Origin of the sequence: Accumulibacter sp., from assembly GCF_023806565.1 — a bacterium.
Lineage (GTDB): Bacteria > Pseudomonadota > Gammaproteobacteria > Burkholderiales > Rhodocyclaceae > Accumulibacter.
On the sequence record NZ_JAMTDV010000012.1, the window covers coordinates 1 to 17988 of the forward strand.

General features: G+C 62.9%; 15 protein-coding genes and 1 pseudogene. 5 read left to right on the forward strand and 11 right to left on the reverse strand.

All coding sequences use genetic code 11. From position 1 onward, the window contains the following. Positions 1 to 51: 51 nt before the first annotated feature. The 10 genes and pseudogenes from NFV80_RS01070 to NFV80_RS17400 form a co-directional block, all read right to left on the reverse strand. A complete protein-coding gene (locus NFV80_RS01070) occupies positions 52 to 1308 on the reverse strand; it encodes a DUF1015 family protein (RefSeq protein ID WP_296757545.1) in 1257 nt (418 codons plus the stop codon). A gap of 122 nt (positions 1309 to 1430) precedes the next feature. Next, positions 1431 to 2873 (reverse strand): glycogen synthase GlgA, encoded by a 1443-nt coding sequence (gene glgA / locus NFV80_RS01075; RefSeq protein ID WP_296757548.1) that lies wholly within the window; start codon positions 2871 to 2873, stop codon positions 1431 to 1433. A gap of 15 nt (positions 2874 to 2888) precedes the next feature. Next, positions 2889 to 4157, reverse strand: a complete 1269-nt coding sequence (glgC, locus tag NFV80_RS01080; RefSeq protein WP_295325387.1) for a glucose-1-phosphate adenylyltransferase — start codon at positions 4155 to 4157, stop codon at positions 2889 to 2891. A 70-nt stretch (positions 4158 to 4227) separates the two neighbouring features. Continuing rightward, positions 4228 to 5871, reverse strand: coding sequence for an alpha-D-glucose phosphate-specific phosphoglucomutase (locus NFV80_RS01085; protein ID WP_295325389.1), 1644 nt, complete (start codon positions 5869 to 5871; stop codon positions 4228 to 4230). 54 nt (positions 5872 to 5925) lie between these two features. Then, positions 5926 to 7560 carry a glucose-6-phosphate isomerase gene (pgi, locus tag NFV80_RS01090; protein WP_295325392.1) on the reverse strand — a complete coding sequence of 545 codons (1635 nt, stop codon included), beginning with the start codon at positions 7558 to 7560 and terminating at the stop codon, positions 5926 to 5928. A 288-nt stretch (positions 7561 to 7848) separates the two neighbouring features. After that, positions 7849 to 8247: a hemerythrin family protein gene (locus tag NFV80_RS01095; protein ID WP_296757551.1), complete on the reverse strand. Its 399-nt coding sequence runs from the start codon at positions 8245 to 8247 to the stop codon at positions 7849 to 7851. Between the two features lie 124 nt (positions 8248 to 8371). Then, positions 8372 to 9994: a DNA polymerase Y family protein gene (locus NFV80_RS01100; RefSeq protein ID WP_295325396.1), complete on the reverse strand. Its 1623-nt coding sequence runs from the start codon at positions 9992 to 9994 to the stop codon at positions 8372 to 8374. Then, positions 9909 to 10667, reverse strand: a complete 759-nt coding sequence (imuA, locus tag NFV80_RS01105) for a translesion DNA synthesis-associated protein ImuA (RefSeq protein WP_295325399.1) — start codon at positions 10665 to 10667, stop codon at positions 9909 to 9911. The genes NFV80_RS01100 and imuA overlap by 86 nt, the downstream gene beginning before the upstream one ends. After that, positions 10664 to 11269 carry a transcriptional repressor LexA gene (gene lexA / locus NFV80_RS01110; protein WP_295325402.1) on the reverse strand — a complete coding sequence of 202 codons (606 nt, stop codon included), beginning with the start codon at positions 11267 to 11269 and terminating at the stop codon, positions 10664 to 10666. Before lexA ends, imuA begins: the two co-directional genes overlap by 4 nt. A 260-nt stretch (positions 11270 to 11529) precedes the next feature. After that, positions 11530 to 11751, reverse strand: a pseudogene (locus NFV80_RS17400) (type ISP restriction/modification enzyme); the annotation flags it as partial. A gap of 401 nt (positions 11752 to 12152) precedes the next feature. Between NFV80_RS17400 and NFV80_RS17405 the strand changes: the two are divergent. From NFV80_RS17405 to NFV80_RS01130, 5 genes are all read left to right on the forward strand, one after another. Further along, on the forward strand, positions 12153 to 12308 hold the full coding sequence (locus NFV80_RS17405) for a hypothetical protein (protein ID WP_366143381.1): 156 nt from the start codon (positions 12153 to 12155) through the stop codon (positions 12306 to 12308). 188 nt (positions 12309 to 12496) lie between these two features. After that, a complete protein-coding gene (locus tag NFV80_RS01115; protein ID WP_295325405.1) occupies positions 12497 to 12982 on the forward strand; it encodes a CBS domain-containing protein in 486 nt (161 codons plus the stop codon). Between the two features lie 95 nt (positions 12983 to 13077). Next, positions 13078 to 13533 (forward strand): peroxiredoxin, encoded by a 456-nt coding sequence (locus NFV80_RS01120; protein ID WP_295325408.1) that lies wholly within the window; start codon positions 13078 to 13080, stop codon positions 13531 to 13533. Between the two features lie 33 nt (positions 13534 to 13566). Next, positions 13567 to 14994, forward strand: coding sequence for a PhoH family protein (locus tag NFV80_RS01125; RefSeq protein WP_295325410.1), 1428 nt, complete (start codon positions 13567 to 13569; stop codon positions 14992 to 14994). A 111-nt stretch (positions 14995 to 15105) separates the two neighbouring features. Then, positions 15106 to 16425, forward strand: a complete 1320-nt coding sequence (locus tag NFV80_RS01130) for a transglutaminase-like domain-containing protein (protein WP_295325413.1) — start codon at positions 15106 to 15108, stop codon at positions 16423 to 16425. A 27-nt stretch (positions 16426 to 16452) separates the two neighbouring features. On the opposite strand, the gene dnaB is transcribed toward NFV80_RS01130, so the two are convergent. Further along, positions 16453 to 17817, reverse strand: a complete 1365-nt coding sequence (dnaB, locus tag NFV80_RS01135) for a replicative DNA helicase (protein ID WP_295325415.1) — start codon at positions 17815 to 17817, stop codon at positions 16453 to 16455. Positions 17818 to 17988 lie beyond the last annotated feature (171 nt).

A 17988-nucleotide genomic window follows, 5' to 3' on the forward strand; every position in this document is an offset into this window, starting at 1 on the left:
TCCCGCAAGCGGGCGAGGGGAGGTTCGTGAGTCGCTGAGGCGACTTTCACATTAACCGGGAGCTGGATCGAGCAGGTGCGACACCAGTCCGTCGGCAAGCTTCGGTTCGAACCAGGTGGACTTCGGCGGCATTACCTGGCCGGCGTCGGCAACGGCCATCAGGTCGGACATCTGGGTGGGGTACATGGCGAAGGCGACGGCCATTTCACCGCTGTCTACGCGTCGCTCCAGCTCACTCAATCCGCGCATGCCGCCGACGAAATCGATACGGGTATCCCGCCGCAGATCCTCGATCCCCAGAAGCGGAGCGAGGATCTGTTCCGCAAGGGTAGAGACGTCGAGCCGGCGCACGGGGTCCGAGGCCTGAAGAAGGTCGGGGCGGATCGTCAACTCGTACCAGCGGCCGCCCAGGTACATGCCGCAGACACCGCTGTTCATCGGCCTGACTGGCACGACCGACGGACGGATCGCATACCGGTCGCCAACGGCGGTCAGAAAAGCGGCTTCGCTCAGTCCGCCGAGATCGCGTACGACGCGGTTGTAGTCCATGATCTGCACTTGCGACGCCGGAAAAATCACGGACAGGAAGTACTCGGCGCTGTCTCCTGCTCCGCTCCTGCCCCGGCGTGCCGCGGCGACGCGCGATGCCGCAGCCGAGCGGTGATGGCCATCGGCAATGTAGAGATTCGGCATGGCGTTGAATATCTCGCCAATGCGTGCGATCCATGCCGGTGCATCAATCGCCCACAAGGTATGGCGGATGCCATCGTCGGCGGTGACATCGGCGACGGCGTCGTTCTCGGTGACCAGCGCGAGCAGCCGCTCGGCATCGCTGCTGTCCGGGTGGGCGAGCAGCACCGGGCCGGTCTGCGCATTCAGCGCTTCGATCTGGTGCACCCGGTCGTCCTCCTTGTCGGGCCGGGTGAATTCATGCTTGCGTATGCGGTTGCTGTCGTAGGCGGCAACCGAGGCAACGGCGACCAGCCCGGTCTGAACGTGTTCGTTCATGACCAGCCGATACGCGTAGTAGCAGGGACGAGGGTCGCGGCGGAGGATTCCGGCGTCGATCATGCGACGGAAATTCTCGGCCGAGCGGGCATACACTGCCGGCGAATGGGGATCGATGTCGACCGGCAGATCGATTTCCGCCTTGGAGACATGGAGAAAGGAGAGCGGCTTGCCGACCACGGCCTGCCGCGCCTCGGCGCTGGAAAGTACGTCGTAGGGCGGAGCTAGTACCGCAGCAGCATCAGCAGGGCGCGGCCGCAAGCCGGCGAACGGTCGAATCAGGCAACGAGCAAGGGACAAGAAATCCTCCTTCAAAGGTTCACGTCGGGAACCGCGGCAGTGTAACCGCGGCGCAGCGCGGAGGAAACGGTTCTGCACGCCCGACGCTACCGCCAGCCGCCTGCGGCATGACGACCCGGTCGTCAGATACTGCGGTAGAGCGCCTCATAACGTGCCGCAGAGTCGGCCCAGGAAAAATCCTGCGCCATGCCGTACTGCTGAACCTGGTGCCAGACGGCCGGTTCGCGAAAGACCGCGCAGGCCTCGCCAATGCAGGCAGCCAGCGCACGACGGCTGGCATCGTCGAAGGCGAAACCGTTGGCGGTGCCCCGCCTGAGCGTCTCCGCGCTGATGGCGACGACGGTATCCGCCAGGCCACCGATCCGCCGTACGAGGGGCAATGTGCCGTAACGCAACGCGTAAAGCTGAGTCAGTCCACAAGGTTCGAAACGCGACGGAACGAGCAGGACGTCGGCGGCGGCAATGATACGGTGAGACAATGCGTCATCGTAGCCAAGGTATACCGATACGGCGTCGCCATGCTCCGCTGCAGCAGCGCGGAATCCTGCCTCCACATCGGCGTCGCCACTGCCGATGACGACGAGTTGTCCACCTTCTGCGAGCAGCGTCGGCAGGACCGCAAGCAGGAGGTCCATCCCCTTCTGCGAGGTCAGTCGGCTGACCACGGCAAACAGCGGTACCTTGGCATCGACGGTGAAGCCCATTTCCGCCTGAAGCTGTAGCTTGCAGACGGTCTTGCCGCTCAGGTTGTCGCTGCTGTAGGCCCTGGGCAGCGCCGGATCGGAAGTCGGATCCCAGATCGAGTAATCGACACCGTTGAGAATGCCCGACAGGTCGCTGCCACGACCGCGCAGCAGACCATCGAGGCCCCAGCCAAATTCCCGCGTACAGATTTCCCGGGCGTAGGTGGGGCTGACGGCATTCACTCGTTTTGCATGAACGAGTGCCGACTTCATGAATGACAACTGCCCGTGAAACTCGAGCGCACTCTGATCGGCGCCGCTGATCAGCAGACCGAGGTCGGTATGATGATCGAGCGGAAAGAGGCCACGAAAAGCGAGATTGTGAATCGTGAACACGGTGGCCGTATTCAGCGCCGGGTTCTGGGCGACATAGGTCGGCGCCAGTCCCGCGTGCCAGTCGTGCGCATGCACCACGGTCGGCTGCCAGTCATGATCGAGATCACCCCCGGCCAGATGCGCGGCAATCCAGCCGAGCAGGGCAAAGCGCCGATGATTGTCGCTCCAGTCGCGACCGTCCGGGCCCAGATACGGATTGCCGTCGCGCCGATACAGGAATGGCGCGTCGATGACGTAGGCCGGTAGCCCGCTATCGGGCAGCCGGCCTAGACATAGCGTAATGACCGCAGCCCCGAAAGCCGGACCGAGGCGGATGACTCTCTGCAGGTCGCTGACGCCGTTCAGAATGGCCGGCATTCCCGGCAACAACAAGCGAACGTCGAGACCTCGGTCAGCCAGGGCCGCCGGCAACGCGGCCACGACGTCGGCAAGTCCGCCCGTCTTGACCAGCGGGTAGACTTCGGCGGCGACGTGCAGGATGCGCAAAAGGGTGAACCCGCGTCAGTGGAGCTGTTCGAGCATCTTGCGAGTGATCAGCGTCACCCCGTTTTCCGTGCGGCGGAAACGCCTGGCGTCTTCGGCCGGATCTTCGCCAACGACCATCTCCGCCGGTATGTTGCAATTGCTGTCCACCACGCAGTGCGAGAGACGTGCCCGCTGACCGATCGTGGTGTCCGGCAGGACGACCGACAGGTTCACGCGCGCATACGAATGGACGCGGCAACCGGAGAACAGCAGCGATCGGTTGATTTCGCCCGAGACGATGCAGCCGCTCGACACCGTCGATTCGATGGCAGTTCCACGCCGGTCCATGTGGTTATGCACGAACTTGGCCGGCGGCAGCTGCTGCTGGTAGGTCCATATCGGCCAGTTGCGGTCGTACAGGTTCAAGGCCGGACTCGTCGCGGTCAAATCGAGGTTCGCGTCCCAATAGGCATCGATCGTCCCGACGTCGCGCCAGTACGGCTCCCTGCCAGGTTCGTCCGGAGCCACGATGCAACTGCGCGAGAACGGATGCGCGGCGGCAACCCCGTTGGCCACGGCGCGCGGGATGATATCCTTGCCGAAGTCGTGATTCGAATCCGGGTCGTCGATGTCGCGCTCCAGTTCGGCGTACAGATACGCGGCGTTGAAAACGTAGACGCCCATGCTGCACATCGCCATGTCTGGTTTGTCTGGCATCCCGGGTGGGTCAGCCGGCTTTTCAATGAATTCCTTGATCCATCCCTTGTCGTCGACCGCCATGACGCCGAAGCCACTGGCTTCATCACGCGGCACTTCGATGCAGGCCACCGTGCACTCCGCCCCGCTCTCCACATGGTCCACCAGCATCAGGGCGTAGTTCATCTTGTAAACGTGATCCCCGGCGAGAATCACGACGTATTCCGGCTTCGGCGAGTAGGTCTCGAGAATGTCGATATTCTGATAAACGGCGTCGGCCGTACCGCGATACCAGGATTCTTCGTCGATGCGCTGCTGCGCCGGCAGCAGATCGACGAATTCATTGACCTCGCCGTGCAGGAAATTCCAGCCGCGCTGCAGGTGGCGCAGGAGACTGTGCGACTTGTACTGGGTAACGACACCGACTCGTCGAAGCTGCGAATTGACACAGTTCGACAGGGCAAAATCGATGATTCTGAACTTGCCGCCAAAATGTACCGCCGGCTTGGCACGGCGGTCGGTCAGTTCGTGCAAGCGGCTGCCCCGCCCACCGGCGAGAACCAGGGCGATCGCCCTGCGTGGCAACTGGAATGTCCTTCTATCAACCATCTTCGTATCCCCTATTAGCTTGATTCACCGTATCTGGTGGCGCCATCAGGTGTCACCCGTTCGCAGCCGGCTAGCTGATCACGTCCGGAGCCTTTCTGCCGGTGATGCCAGCAATTTGCGCAACGGCATCGGCCAGACTGATCAACGGCGACAGCGCTTCCTGCGTCGGAACTTCGTGCTGACTGGGGTCGGCAACAAAGCGTTCGAGGTAGACGCGCAGCGTGGCCCCCTCGGTACCGGTGCCCGACAGGCGAAAAACCGCACGCGATCCATCGTCCAACAGGATGCGGACGCCTTGTCGCTCCGAGCGTGAGCCATCGACAGGGTCGGTATAGGCGAAATCATCGGCGGCAGCGATGCGCAGTCCGCCGTAGTCCGCACCCGGCAATTGCGGCAGGCGAGCGCGCAGTTCGTGCATCAGGCGATCGCCTTGCGCCGTCTCGATCCCTTCGTAATCGTGGCGGGAGTAGACGTTGCGTCCGAAATGCCGCCAGTGTTCACGAACGATCACGTCGGCCGGCATTCCGCGCACGGCGAGAATGTTGAGCCAGTAGAGAACGGCCCACAGGCCGTCCTTCTCACGCACGTGATTCGATCCGGTACCGGCGCTCTCCTCGCCGCACAGGGTGCACTTGCCGGCGTCGAGAAGCGACCCGAAGTACTTCCAGCCAGTCGGCGTCTCGTAGCACGGGATGCCGAGTTCCTTGGCCACTCGATCCACCGCACAACTGGTCGGCATCGAACGCGCAACCCCGGCAAGACCGGCCGCGTAGGCCGGAATCAGTGCATGATTGGCGGCGAGCACGGCCAGGCTGTCACTCGGGCTGACGACGAAGTTGCGCCCGACGACCATGTTGCGGTCGCCATCGCCATCCGATGCCGCTCCGAACGACAACCCCGACTTGCTGTCCGCCAGTGCAGCAACCAGATCGGCGGCATATACTGGGTTGGGATCGGGATGCCCACCGGCGAAGTCGGGCAGCGGAACGCCATTGACCACCGTGCCCGCGGGAGCGCGGAGACGGCCTTCGAGTATGGCCCGCGCATAGGGACCGGTGACTGCGTGCATGGCGTCGAAACGCATGCGAAAGTCGGGACGGGCGAGCAGTCCGGCAATACGATCGAAGTCGAACAGCGATTCGAGCAGTTCGGCGTAGTCCGCCACCGGATCGATCACGCTGACCCGCATGTCACCGATGGCCGTGTCGCCGATCCGGCGCAGATCGACATCCGCCGCTTCGACGGTGTGATAAACGGTGATTTCCTGAGTGCGCCGATAAACGGCTTCGGTAAAGCCTTCGTTGGCCGGACCGCCGTTTCCCAGGTTGTACTTGATCCCGAAATCACCGTCGGGACCACCGGCATTGTGACTCGCCGACAGGATGATACCGCCGAAGGCCCGCCACTTGCGGATCACCGCGCTCGCCGCAGGCGTCGAGAGAATCCCGTCGCGGCCGACGAGCACGCGACCGAAACCGGCCGCCGCGGCCATGCGCAGGATGGTCTGGATGGCCACGTCGTTGTGGTAGCGGCCATCGCCACCGAGTACCAGCGTCTGTCCCTGCTGGCCCGACAGCGTATCGAAGATCGCCTGGACGAAATTCTCGAGATACCGCTCCTGCTGAAATACGGTCACTTTTTTCCGCAGCCCGGAGGTTCCCGGTTTCTGCCCCGGGAAAGGCGCGCTGGGAATACTGATCACTTGCCTGCTCATGTCATGCCTCGTCGCAAATGGAATGCCCTGGATCGATACGGGAGAGATACGGTTTCATCCGATATGCTCTCGGGTGAACGCCAGCAGGCTCCGGGTCGAGGCGTCGAGCTTCTCCGCCAGCAGTGGATTGCCGATGGCCGGCAGAATGCTGCTGGCCACTGCCTTGCCGAGCTCGACCCCCCACTGGTCGAACGAATTGAGCCCCCAGATCACGCCCTGCACGAAAACCTTGTGCTCGTAGAGGGCGATCAGTGCGCCGAGTGTCTGCGGATCGAGACGGGAGAGCAGCAGCGTCGACGACGGTTGATTGCCGGGAAAGACCTTGTGCGGCAGGAGCGAGGCGAGCACTGCAGGCGGCATCGTGCCTTCGAGTTCGCTGCGCGCCTCGGCCACCGTCTTGCCGAAGGCCAGTGCCGCGCTCTGCGCGAAACAGTTGGCGAGCAGCGCCTCCTGGTGGCCGGGCAAGGGGTAGTCGGAGCGCACGGCAGCGATGAAGTCGCAGGGTACCAGGCGGCCACCCTGATGGAGAAGCTGGAAGAAAGCGTGCTGACCGTTATTGCCGAGTTCGCCCCAGACGATGGGATTCGCGGCATGGTCGAGGGGCTTTCCGTCGATGCCGACCGACTTGCCGTTGCTTTCCATTTCGAGTTGCTGCAGGAACGACGGAAAATATTTCAGCGACTCGTTGTACGGAAGTACCGCGTTGCTCGTCGCGCCGAGGAAATTGGTATTCCAGATGCCGATCAGCGCCATCACCACCGGCAGGTTGCGCTCGTAGGGGGCGTTTCGGAAGTGTTCGTCCATTCGCTCGGCGCCGGCCAGCAGTTCGGCAAAAGCGTGCGGGCCGATCGCGATCATCAGTGCCAAGCCAACTGCCGACCACAGCGAGAAACGCCCTCCCACCCAGTCCCAGAGCGGAAAGACCGCATCCTCGCTGATCCCGAACTGGACGGCGCGTTCGGGCTTGGCGGTCAGCGCGGCGAAATGCCTGGATACCGCTGCACTGTCGCCGAGATTGGCCAGTATCCAGTTGCGGGCCGTCTGCGCGTTGAGCATGGTTTCCTGCGTGGTGAAAGTCTTGCTGGCGACCAGGAAGAGTGTCGTGCGCGGATCGAGCGTTTGCAGCAGAGGAGCCAGTTGGGCACCGTCGAGGTTGGAGACATAGTGTACGTCGAGCGCCGGATGCGAGATGGAGCGCAAGGCGCAACCGAGCATCTTCGGTCCGAGATCCGATCCACCGATACCGATATTGACCACATGCCGAATCGGCATGCCGGTAAAGCCGAGTGCCTGCCCGGAGCGAATGCGGTCGGCAAGAGTTGCCATCCGCTGGCGCGTCGCCAGCACCTCCGGCATGACATCGAGATCAGCGCCGGGAAACGGGGCACGCGAGCGGCGCAGGGCGACATGCAGTACCGATCGATCTTCGCTGGCGTTGATCCTCTCCCCGCTGAACATGCGGGCCGTCCATTCGTCAAGCCGCGCCTGACGAGCCAGCGCGACCAGCAGGGCCAGTGTCGTCGAGTCCATTCGTTGCTTCGAGAAGTCGTAAAGGAGCCCGTCGTAGCTGAGCGAAAGAGCTGCGACGCGTCCCGGATCGCGGGCAAACAGTTCTCTGAGATGCACTGGCGAGATCGACTGCCGGTGCGCTTCAATAGCCTTCCAGGCGGCTGAGGCGGTGATGTTCATGGTTGGTAAGGGCTCTTTGATGAGGGGTCAGGCCGTCGGCGAACGGCCCTGGGAGGGGGTATGCGATGAAATATGACGAGATATGCTGTTACGGTTATCAGCTTGCCAGAATGCTCGGAAGAACGCAAAAAAGAATGCGGAAGGGCCATTGCGGGGGCATTTGCCGAGCGGCGTTGCGGGTGGTCTGCGATTCGTGCGAAGGGTTGTGGCAATCGTGCAAACTCGGCGCCGAGGAACGGTCGGAGCGCGGCGGGCACGGAATATGCTGAACCGATAGGCAGGCCAGGATCAGGGAGAGAGGCTGGACGGCGCGCTGACGAACCCCGGACGATGGTGGCGGATGCCGCGGGCGAAGGGCTTGTCCTCCTCCGAGATATGGCGCTCGAACCAGTACTCGGCGTAGCGCAAGAAGGAGTGAACATCGCGCGCGCCACAACGCACTTCATCGAACGCCCTGCGCAGGGCGTACAGGTTGTTGCGGTGAACGGTGGCATGTTCGCGGAAATCCACGCCAACTTCGCGGGCGAGGCGCTCCTCGCTGGCGAAATGGTACTCCAGGTAAGCGAGGAGGCTGTCGAAGTCTTCGAAAGAGACCGACTGGCTGCCAAAGCATGCCGCTTTGAGCGACTCGATGCGCCGGAAGATCTCTTCGTGCTGCGCGTCGATTTCAGGCAGATCGATCAGCAAGGCCTCGGGCAACAAGCTGGCACCATGGATCTGCATCGCACGCTCTCCGGTAAGACGTCAGTTTCTTCTTGTCGACACAGTATAAGAAAAGGGCTCGAAAAATTCCAGTAAGATCAGGCCACATTCAGGCAAACAAGCCATGCAGGAACCATCCCGCCGGGCTACGGAAGATCCATAACCATTCCTCACTTGTCGAAATGGCCACGAAGTAGTCGCGACGCACATCACCAACCGCATCAGGCTCGGCGGCGTCCCACCAGCCACTCTCGATGCGTTCGGGACCGCAGAGCAGGCGCAGCGGACCACCGTACTGCGGCCGGCCGGCTGCTTCGTCCAAAGCCTGTGGTTTGGCGAGCAGCCACAGGGGACGCGGGCCAGGCGCCGCTTTCGCCACGTCCGGCGCAGAGGGCGGCGGCGATTCTCTTCCTGCTGGCAACTGCAATGGGAAAACCGCGCCAACGACTCGCACATTCTGCCCCGAGTCCTGCCCAAACGTCTTCCTCTCCCGCATGCGGGCAACCGTTCGGCGAGAAGGGAAACGCTCCGGGCCTGCGGAATCAGGGTTGCCGGCAAAAGGCATGACTGTCGGCGCGACTCGCCGCGAAGCATTCTCCGGGCGATGCTCGGCGACCGCCGACAGGGCATGCACGCTGTCCTTGCCAAGGCGCGCCTGCAGACCTTCGATCAGTACGGCCAGCGAATCGCCAGCACTCTTGCCGCGCGCGCCGAACAGACTCTTCGCATGCCCGGGAAGTGCTGCCGGTGCTTCCACCTGCAGGGTGATCGCGAGGACTGTGGTCGGCAATTCGAGCCTTTGCAGGCGTTCGTCGAGCACACGGGCAATCCGTTCGGCACTGCGCGTGACGCTGCTGAAAGCGAGGACGAGCATGGTAGCCGAGCGTGGCCCGCGGCCGCACTCGTGGGCGAGCTCGAAAACGCATTCACGGATTCCCGCGGCACGTACGGCAAGCCAGCCGCATAAAGTGGCCACCAGGCGACGCATGGCAAAAAAGAGAGCCATCGCGCTGTCCACCGGCATCGGCAGTTCCAGCCGCTCGGCAAAGCGCTCCGGAAAGACGAAACGTGGTCGCGGATCCGGCAAGTCGCCGAGAGCGCGTGCCAGATCATCCGCCAGATCGGCTCCAAGGCGACGCGCCAGGCCGGCACGTGGCAGGCGCAGCATGTCCGCGATCGAACGCACACCAAAGCCGACGAGACGAGCATGTTTTCGAGCTGGAAGTTCGAGCACTGCCAGCGGCAGCTTGCCGAGGCGATGCGGCAGTTCGGCCGTATCGAGACAGGCCCGATCGTCGCCGGCAGATGCCAGCCATTGTCCGGCAAGCGGTGTCGGCGCCAAGGCCGCCTGCGGTGCAAAACCCTGCTCGCTGCAGCCGGCGACCACTCGCTCGAACAGCGCTGCTGCCCCGCCGAACAGGCGTAGGGATCCGGCCACTTCGAGCAGCAGCGTCCGTGGCGGCAGCAGGCTGACTTCCGAAGTGAAGTTGCCTGCCCAACAGGCAAGCCGGATCAGCGCAGCCTGCTCGCGCGCCAGATCGCGTTCCCGTACGGACAGGCCCGGCAGGAATCCCCACGCTTCGGCCAGCCGCAGGCCGGGCAGCACGCCAGCCGATGCTGCCACATCGTCGATAACGACAATACGTTCACGATGGATGATGGCAGCAGGCGGTGGCAGGCAGGGAAACACTTCGAGTGGCAGGCGTGGCAGGGACAGAACCAGCCAGAGCATGACTTTCTTCGCGACTTTTCAGGCGTAGCGGACGTTGAATGGCGATCGACAGGGGCACCGGCTGCACGCTGCCACGGCGCTTGAGCAAACGGACGACGACTTGCCCTTCTTCTCCTGCGAGCACCAGGCGCAACGGCGCCGGCGACGCCTGACTGGCACAGACCGCCGGACGAAAAATGAACAGCAGCGTACGACTGGCCTCGGCAGCCAGTTGCAGACGCTGGAGCGATCTGACCTGGACCTCGGGCAACCAGGTGACGACAGCGCCAACCCCATCGGCAGCGAGTGAACGCTCGCAGGCCCAGGCGGCATCACGACCGGGCGCGCTGGCCACCAGCAGGCGTGACAAATCGACGCCACACGCCTGCAACGCGGGAGCATAGAGCGGATATGGCGGTGCGACACAGACCAGCCAGGCGAGTTCGTCGGTCGAGATCCGCGCCAGCGCCGGCAACAGCAAGCTCAGTTCGCCCACCCCGCGACGTGCCGGCAGGATCTCGGTCAAACTGCCACGTGGCCAACCGCCACCGGGCAATTCCCGGTCAAGCTCGGCAAAACCCGTGGGTACGCCGGGCAGCGGTGCCCTGGCCAGCGCATCTCCCCGCCAGACATCGGAACGCTCGAGGATTTGCGAAAGCGTCAGCGAGGCGCTTACCGGCGAGATCGTGCTCACATTGCCTCGCCGTCGCGGATCAAGCCGACGGCAATTCCTTCGATAGCCAGTGTCCGTGCCGCCGTATCGACGATGATCGGCTTGAAATCGGGATTCTCGGCGATCAACTCGATCACCTCGCCGTGCTGACGGAAACGCTTGACCGTCACTTCATCATCGAGCCTGGCAACGACAATCTGGCCGTTGCGCGCCTCGCTGCTGCGATGCACGGCGAGCAGATCGCCATCCAGAATGCCGGCGTCGATCATCGACAGACCACGCACGCGCAACAGGAAGTCGGCACGCGGCCGGAACAGGCTGGCATCGAGCAGGTATCGGCGTTGCACGTTTTCCATGGCCAGGATCGGGCTGCCGGCGGCCACACTGCCGATCAGTGGCAGACCGAGCTGTTCGACCAGCCGGATGCCGCGCGCCGAGCCCGGTTCGAGAACGAGGAGGCCCTTTCTGGCGAGCGCCTTGAGGTGTTCCTCAGCGGCGTTGTGCGAGGCAAAACCGAAGGCACTGGCAATCTCGGCGCGTGTCGGGGGCGCCCCAAGGCTCTCCACGGTGTTGCGGATGAATTCGAGAATTTCCCGTTGTCGCAGGGTGAGTAACTTGGCCATGGCCCTGGCCTCCTTTCTTCGTTACTGTATATTCGTACAGTATACAACGAAAAGCAAATGGGGGCGAACTTTCTGACAACGCATTCTCGAAGCCGGTCTCGGCTTTCTCGATGACAGCGCGGAACGCACGCGTACGCGACTTCGCGCACGTCATCCCTGGCTTGGAAGGCGAGCGCCGTCCTGCCGCGCTCGACCTGCATCGACGGTACGCGCTTGAAGTATGGGTCGGCCCGGAGGTCGGCGGGCAATCTGTCGCGGTTGCGCAGCGTGCGGCCCTTGCGGTGCTTGAGCCACTTCTCGCAGACCCGACAGCCGCCGATGTGGAAGTTCCCAATTTCCTCCCACACGCCGCGGAAACCGGTAGTCTGCACCTTGTCTACGCACACGGCGTCGCGCGACCAGGAGATCTTCTCGACCACGGAGTGGCTCTGCCGCCGATCCACTCCGTGATGGGCTGGGCGAACTTGGGAGATTGCAGCCACTGTAGGGCGGTGAGCTCGCCAACGAGTCGGGTCAGCGCACGGAACCGTTCCCGGTTACCGGTCAGCGGACGTCACGGAAAGTCGCCCTTCAGGAACTCGAAGTAGCGGCTGCGGCAGCAGGGACTGTGACACACCGAGTAGGCGTGACAGAAGATCTCTTCAGGCGTCAGACCGGCAGGCACGCCATGAGGCTTCTCCTGCCTGACATCCAAACTCGCAGCCACAGCCTTCAAGTGGGGGACAGCGTCGAGTTTTTCCGCCGAGTGTGGGCCGCGGGACTGACCACCTGCGCGAAGCACTTCCCCTCGCGGCTCGGCACAGTCACGACGGCGAGTCACGCACTGTGATATCTTCATGAGTAGCGTTTCCGTTCGGAGGCAGTATAGGCTGAAGTACTGGGTTTGCCGCCTGACGAGAGGGTGCGACTGCTCCAACGTCTGATCGAGAGCTTCGAACCCGAGCCCCATGTCCGAGATTCGTGGATCAACCTGTCCCGCGCGCGTGAAGCGAGGTTAAATCCGGTAAGCTTGCCTTGGCGCCCGGCCCCGAAGCAGTAGGTCGTGTTCGCGCAAGAATCGCGTGAGCTACTGGTGCCGACTGCCGACCGCCGGGAACAGGAAAGCAGTTTGCCGGTCTTAATCCCCGGACAAAAAGGCACACACGGCAGGCAGCACCGCTTGCTCCGCCCGGTGTGCGAAGAATGGCGCGCGAGCAGACCCGCAGTGTCGGAAGCGAGGATGAAGCGATGAAATTGGCAAAGCATCCCCGTATCGGTACCTTGACGGTGAGCAAGGTCCTCCCTCCGGGCCCGCCGGCGACGTGGTCGGTTGACTCTCGCACGCTCGCGCAGGATGCCTTGCGGCAGATGGCCGAGCACGATCTCGGAGCGCTCGTCGCGGTGGACGGCGAGCGCTTTGCCGGCATGTTTTCCGAACGCGATTACCTGCGCCAGGTCGTCCTCGGCAACAGAGCGGCAGCGCATGCCCAGGTGGCAGAACTGATCCGCCCCAGCCCGTTTTTCGCTACGCTGCAACAGACCGCCGAGGAATGCCTGGTCGTGATGACCGAAAACAGGCTGCACCATCTTCCGGTGCTGGAGAACGGCCGGGCGATTGGCCTGCTCTCGCTGGCAGTTCTCTTGCATGCGCTGCTTGCACATTACGAGCGGGCCTTTGCCGCCTTTGAACTGGATCAGCGCATCCTTTTCCTGCAAGGCACCTATAGCTGCTGAGCCTCACCGGCGTGGCCAGACCGCCGACATCGAGCTGCTTGACCGAGGCTTGGGTTTCTTACAACAATCGAACTCCCGTTTCCTGAAAGCCAGCAATGATCGATCAGACAGTAGAAGATTTCAGCCTGCCCGCGACCGGCGGCCGCGCCTTCACTCTTTCCGCCTGCCAGGGCAGCATCGTCGTCCTCTATTTCTACCCCAAGGACAGCACGCCCGGATGCACCACCGAAGCGCAACAGTTTCGTGACCTCCACGCCCGGTTCGTCGCAACCGGAGCCATCGTCGTCGGCGTTTCGCGTGACAGCATCAGATCACACGAAAACTTCAAGGCGAAGCAGGATCTCCCGTTCGACCTGCTTTCCGATGCCGAGGAATTGCTCTGCAGCCGCTTCGCGGTGATCAAGCAAAAATCGATGTACGGAAAACAGGTTCGTGGCATCGAGCGCAGCACCTTCGTCATCGACCGCAGGGGCGTGCTGCGGCGTGAATGGCGTGGCGTGAAGGTGGCCGGTCATGCCCAGGAAGTGCTCGATTTCATCAGCCAGATCTGACTCGCTCATCGATCCAATCCGGCAAGCGCTCCCATGGTCCGAAATACCGCAGTCACGGCCGAGCATTCGGCTGACCGCACGCCCGCGAAGCTTTTCGTCCTCGACACCAACGTCCTGATGCACGACCCGAGCAGCCTCTACCGCTTCGAGGAACACGACGTTTTCCTGCCGATGATGACCCTGGAGGAACTCGACAACCACAAGAAAGGCTTGTCCGAAATCGCCCGCAATGCTCGCCAGGTGACGCGCACACTTGACGAGATCGTCAACAGCATGGACGGGACGATCGACCAGGGCATTCCGCTCCACGGACCTTCCCGCAAGCTGGCCAACGGCCGCCTTTTCCTGCAGACGCAAGCGGTCGCCGGCGACCTGCCCGCGGGCTTGCCAACAGCAAAAGTCGACAACCAGATCCTGGCGGTCGTCATCGACCTGCAGCGACGACATCCGGAGCGCCCGGTGATCCTCGTCTCCAAGGACATCAACATGCGCATCAAAGCCCGCGTCCTCGGGCTGCAGGCGCAGGATTACTTCAACGACAAGGTCCTCGAAGACACCGATCTGCTGTACACCGGAATGCAGGAGCTTACGGCTGATTTCTGGGACGAGCATGGTCAGGACATCGAGTCGCACAAGAAGGACGGTCGCACGCTGTACCGAATCAAGGGACCGCTCTGCGCACAGTTGCTGGTCAACCAGTTTCTTTTCCAGGCGGGCGACCGGGCGCTGCATGCAATCGTCCGCGAAGTCTCCGGCCTGAGCGCCGAGATCCAGACGCTGACCGACTATACCCACCACAGGAACAGTGTCTGGGGAATCACGGCGCGCAACCGCGAACAGAATTTCGCCCTCAACCTGCTGATGAATCCGGAAGTCGATTTCGTCACCCTGCTCGGCCAGGCGGGCACCGGCAAGACCTTGCTTACCCTCGCCGCAGCTCTCACCCAGGTACTCGAAGCGAAACGTTACAGCGAAATCATCATGACCCGCGTCACCGTTCCCGTCGGCGAGGATATCGGCTTCCTGCCGGGAACCGAAGAGGAGAAGATGGGACCGTGGATGGGCGCGCTCGAAGACAACCTCGAAGTTCTCAACCGGAGCGATGACGATGCCGGTGACTGGGGCCGCGCCGCCACGCACGATCTGATCCGCAACCGCATCAAGATCAAGTCGCTCAACTTCATGCGCGGCCGCACTTTCCTCAACAGGTTCCTGATCATCGACGAAGCGCAGAACCTGACGCCGAAGCAGATGAGGACCCTGGTCACCCGTGCCGGACCCGGCACCAAGGTGATCTGCCTGGGCAACCTTGCCCAGATCGACACGCCTTATCTGACGGAAGGAAGTTCCGGACTTACCTACGTCGTCGATCGCTTCAAGGGATGGAAACATGCCGGACACATTACGCTGCAGCGCGGCGAACGCTCCCGCCTGGCCGACCACGCGGCAGAGGTGCTATAATTTTTCCGGAAGGATCGGGCCGTGTCGCATGACACGGCCCGGCCGTTTTTAGCCACCGATCCGTGCTGCCGGATCCGTGCGACAAGGATCCCACGCTTACCGGAGAGTCGATTGAAACGACGCGATTTCCTTGCCGCCTCTGCGCTTCTCTCGCTATTGGCGCCGGCGCCCGTGCTCGCCGCCAATAGCAAGAAGGCCACCAGTTCGGCTCCGGCAAAATCCACCGCTCACGGAAGTGGCAAGAGCTCGGGCGGCAAGAGCAGCAGCAAGGGCAGTTCCGGCGGCAAGGGCAGCGCGCGGGGCGGTGGCCGCGCCAGCTCTTCCAGTAAGGGCGGCAGACACAGTTACCGCCCGGTTGCCGAAACGCCAGCGGCAACGCAGCCGGCCGCGACCGTTCCGGCTGCCCCCGCCGAAGCTCGCAACGCCATCAGCCTGCCGGACGAGCCTCTGCCCAATTGGCGAAACTACGATATCACCTCGCAAATCACGATCAGCAACGTCAAGGGACGACTGCGGGTATGGATACCGCTGGCCCAATACAAGGACACTTTCTGGCAACGCTCGCTGGGCCATAGCTGGCGAGGAAATTTCGACAGCGCCGGCATTTACCGCGACCCCGTGGCCGAAATGGAAGTGTTTTACGCGGACTGGAAGGACGGCAGTGCAACGCCGCAACTGCAACTCCTCAGTCAGGTAGCGAAACAGGACCGTCATTTCGACATCACTCGACGCGGCAGCGTCGCCGAACGAGGGGACGTTCTCCGCCGCTGCCTGCAAACGACCGATCTGGTGCCGACCGACGGGCTCGTGCGCCGTACCGCCGAACGGGCGGTCGGCCGGATCAAGGATCCGGTCGCCCAGGGCAAGGCGATCTACGACTGGGTGGTGGAAAACACGAGCTACGATCCGGCGCGCAATGGCATCGGCCAGGGCGATGTCGAAGCGATGCTCGACAGTGGCCAACTGGGCGGGAAGAGCGCCGACATCTCGCTCCTCTTCGTCGCGATGTGTCGCTCGATCGGGATCCCAGCACGTCCTGTGTTCGGACTGCGTGTCGACAGCTCGCGGCTGTTCGCCGGACTCGGCGCCACCGGCAACCTGCGCGCCGTGCAACATTGCCGCGCCGAGTTCTATACGCCGGGATACGGCTGGATCCCGGTCGATCCCGGTGATGTGCGCAAGGCCATCCATGATGAGCACTTGAACAGCAGCGACCCGAAGCTCGTGGTTCTCAGAAAGCTGCTATTTGGTTTCTGGGAAATGAACTGGATCGCCTACAATTCGGCGCAGGATGTGCGCCTCTATGGCGCCACCGGCAGACCACTGCCCTTTCTGGTGCTGCCGCAGGCCGAGGCGGGAGGCATTCGTTTCGACGCCGCCGACAGCCAGCACTTCAACTACACGGTCAACGCCAGCCGCGTCGAGGTCTGAACGCAGTCGCCCTGCGGCAGTCGCCGCTCAATACGAGCCCGGATTGGCGAAATTCTCGAAGCGCGTGTATTCGCCGAGAAAGGTCAGGCGGGTGGTGCCGATCGGCCCGTTGCGCTGCTTGCCGATGATGATTTCGGCGACTCCCTTGTCCGGCGTATCCGGGTTGTAGACCTCGTCACGGTAGATGAACATGATCAGGTCGGCGTCCTGTTCGATCGCTCCCGATTCCCGCAGGTCGGACATTACCGGACGCTTGTTCGGTCGCTGTTCGAGCGACCGGTTGAGCTGCGAAAGCGCCATCAGCGGAACGCCCAGTTCCTTCGCGAGACCCTTCAGCGATCGCGAGATCTCGGAGATTTCGGTAGCCCGGTTCTCGCCCTGCGAAGTGGCGGACATCAACTGCAAATAGTCGATGACGATCAGGCCAAGCTTGCCACATTGGCGGTGCAGGCGGCGCGCACGCGCGCGCAGATCGATCGGATTGAGTGCCGGGGTCTCGTCAATGTAGATCGGTGCCTCGTGCATCTTGCCCAGGGCAAAGGACAGGCGCGACCACTCGTCGTCATTGAGACGGCCGGTGCGTACGCGATGCGCATCGAGCCGACCGACCGACGACAGCATGCGCATCGCAAGCTGCGTTCCACCCATCTCCATCGAAAAAATGGCCACGGGCAGACCGACCTCGATCGCCACATACTCGGCGATATTGAGCGCAAACGACGTCTTTCCCATCGACGGACGACCGGCGACGATCAGCAGGTCGCCGCCCTGCAGGCCCGAGGTTTTCGCGTCGAGATCGTGATAGCCGGTCGGCACGCCGGTGATGTCCGATGGATTGTCGCGATCGTGCAGTTCCTGGATACGTTCGACGACCTGCGTCAGCAGCGGGTTGATGTGCACGAAGCCGGACTGGTGACGAAAGCCGCCTTCGGCGATCGCGAAGACCTTTGCCTCCGCCTCGTCAAGCAGGGTCTTGGCATCTCGGCCGAGCGGGTTGAGCGCACTGCCAGCGATTTCATCGCCGGCAGTCACCAGTAGCCGAAGAATTGCCCGCTCCCGGACGATCTCCGCATAACGTCGAATATTCGCCGCCGACGGTGTGTTCGCCGCCAGTTCGCCAAGGTAGGCAAGCCCGCCGGTTGCATTGCCCTCGCCGGCCAGATCGAGGCCCTCGGCAACCGTCACCGCATCGGCCGGCTTGCCACGCTCGAGCAGTTTGCGAATCTGGCGGTAAATGCGCTTGTGCTCGTCGCGATAGAAATCGCCCTCGGCCATTACGTCGGCGATCTTGTCGAAGGCGGCGTTATCGAGCAGCAGGCCGCCGAGCACGGATTGCTCCGCTTCCAGTGAATGCGGTGGCACGCGCAAATGGGCCAGCGTCGTGTCGGACATCGGAATCCATCCAGTGGTCTTCGATCGACCTGGCGCGTCAACAGCGGCGGGCGCAACAGGTTTCGCCTGTATCCGATCCTCCGCCGTCCGCGCCGGGCAAAGGAATGAGTTTAGCGCGCCATTTCCTGCCGGAGAAAAAAAAACCCTGCCTTCCGGCAGGGCCCTGTTACC